Here is a 2,222-nt window from a genome sequence, read left to right on the forward strand (position 1 = left end):
CGCGCGCAGCCCCTCGGGGCCCAGCGAGTTGCGCGCGTCCAGCGACTGCGGGGTCTCGATCAGCCCCGGGATGACGGAGTTCGCCCGGATCCCGCGCGGCGCCAGCTCGACGGCAAGGGAGCGTGCGAGCCCCAGCACCCCCGCCTTGGCCGCCGCGTAGTGGGCGTGATCGCCCCAGCCGTAGACGCCGCCCGCGATGGACGAGACGGCCAGCAGCGCGCCGGGGCCCGTCATGCGGGCGGCGGCGGAGCGGAAGGTGCGCATGACCCCGGTGAGGTCGACACCGAGCATGCCGTCCCAGGCGTCGTCGGTGAGTTCGGCGAGCGGTGCCCTGCGCAGGATGCCCGCCGCCGCGACGGCGATGTCCAGTCGGCCGTACGCGGTGACGGCGGCGTCGGCCAGCCGCTCGGGTCCCTCGCTGCCCGCGACGTCCGCCTCGACGGCGAGACACCGGCCGCCGGCCGCGAGGACCGCCTCGACGGTCTCCCGCGGATCGTGCGGATCGGCGGTGTGGTATCCGATCACGGTGTCGATGCCCGCCTCGGCGAAGGCGATCGCCGTCGCCCTGCCGATGCCGCTGGCGCCTCCGGTGACGAGGGCCGCGCCGCGCTGTCGTACGTCGGTCATGGTGTTCCCATCTCTGTGCGGGTGAAGGAGGTTCTGCCGGGTGAAGGAGGTCCTGCCGGGTCAGCCGGCCCGCAGCCCGGTGGACGCCGGAGCGGTGCGCCGGTCGTCGCCGCGCGCGCCGAGCATCACCAGTCCCGAGCCGAAGATGCCGACGGCTCCGGCGACGAACGCGGCCATGGTCATCGAGACCCCGGCCGAGAGCAGCGCGCCGAGCAGCGCCGAGCCGACAATGGCCCCGACCGGCCCCATCGTGTGGGCCACATTGGCGCCGAGCCCGCGCACCTGCTCGGGGAACGACTCGCTCATGTAGAAGAGCATCGCGGAGTAGGGGCCGGTCAGGAAGAACAGCCCGAGGGCGTACAGACCGATCACGGCGGCGGTGGTGGTGGGTCCGAAGAGCATCGCCGTCATGGCGACGCCGCCGCAGCTCCAGCCGATGATGATGGTCGTACGGCGGCCGACGCGGTCGCCGAGCCAGCCGTGGAAGACGTAGCCGAAGAAGCCCGCCAGGTTGGCGAGGACGAGGACGAGCAGGGCGCTGCTGAACGAGACGCCCTTCGCCTCGACGAGCACCGTCGTGCCGAGCACGGAGAAGATCTGGATGCCCATCCAGTTGAGCAGCCAGGCCGCCGAGAGACAGAGGGTGTGGCGGCGCAGCGCGGGCGCGAAGACCTCACGCAGTCCGGGCTTGCTCTCGTTGGGCTCGATACCGGCGGACCTCTCCAGCTCGGCGGCCTCGGCGGCCCGGCCCTCGGCGCGCAGCGCGCGGGCCTTCTTGAGCCCGAGGAAGACCGGTGACTCGGGCAGGGTGCGCATCAGTACGGCGATGATCAGCGCGGGTACGGCGGCGATGACGAAGCTGCCGCGCCAGCCGAAGGTGGGCAGGGTCAGCGCCGTGACCCCGGCGCCGACCAGGGCGCCGACCGGCCAGCCGCTCTGGACGAAGGAGAAGTACAGGCCGCGCCGCGGGTGTTTTCCGTAGATCTCTTTGAGATAGACGGTGTTGACGACCTCTTCCGAGTAGCCGAAGCCGGAGAAGGCGCGGACGGCGACCATCGAGACCGGGCCCATGACCAGCGCGGTGGCGGCGGAGGTGAAGGCGGCGCCGGCCGAGGTGATCATGAGGGCCGGGCGGCGGCCGAAGCGGTCCAGGATCGGGCCGACGCAGAGCGAGACCACGAAGGTACCGGCGGTGACCCCGGTGACGACGTTGGCCGCGGTGGCGGTGGACCAGCCGAAATCGTCGGCGATCTTGGGCAGCAGGGTGCCGAAGAGGGTGAAGTCGTAGACGCTGAAGACCCAGGCCAGGAAGCAGATCACGGAGGCCCGGACGACCAGCTTGCGGGACGGCAGCGCCGATTCGGAGCGCCGCGGTTCGCCGGACTCGGCTATCGGGGACGACGGTGTGGTGGGTGTGGTGGGTGTGGTGGGGGACGGGGGTGTCGCGGAAGGGTGCACGGCGATCTCCGATGCGGAGGAAGGAAGCGGGGACGGGGTACGGCGCGTACGGATGTGTGCGGCCGGTGGCGGTGCGCGGCGGGGAGCGGCACGCGCGGCGGAGCGGGTCCTCCGGCGCGCGTGCCGCTCCCCGCCGC

2 protein-coding genes are annotated in these 2,222 nt (G+C 72.5%); both read right to left on the minus strand.

Translation table 11 applies throughout. The features are described 5' to 3' along the window. Nucleotides 1-627: SDR family NAD(P)-dependent oxidoreductase (locus tag DVH02_RS34630; RefSeq protein ID WP_114627771.1), on the minus strand; the 627-nt coding region annotated here is incomplete at its 3' end. Between the two features lie 60 nt (nucleotides 628-687). Then, nucleotides 688-2,085: an MFS transporter gene (locus DVH02_RS34635; protein WP_199566531.1), complete on the minus strand. Its 1,398-nt coding sequence runs from the start codon at nucleotides 2,083-2,085 to the stop codon at nucleotides 688-690. Nucleotides 2,086-2,222 lie beyond the last annotated feature (137 nt).

It is taken from the genome of Streptomyces corynorhini, assembly GCF_003346515.1.
GTDB classification, from domain to species: Bacteria; Actinomycetota; Actinomycetes; order Streptomycetales; family Streptomycetaceae; genus Streptomyces; species Streptomyces corynorhini.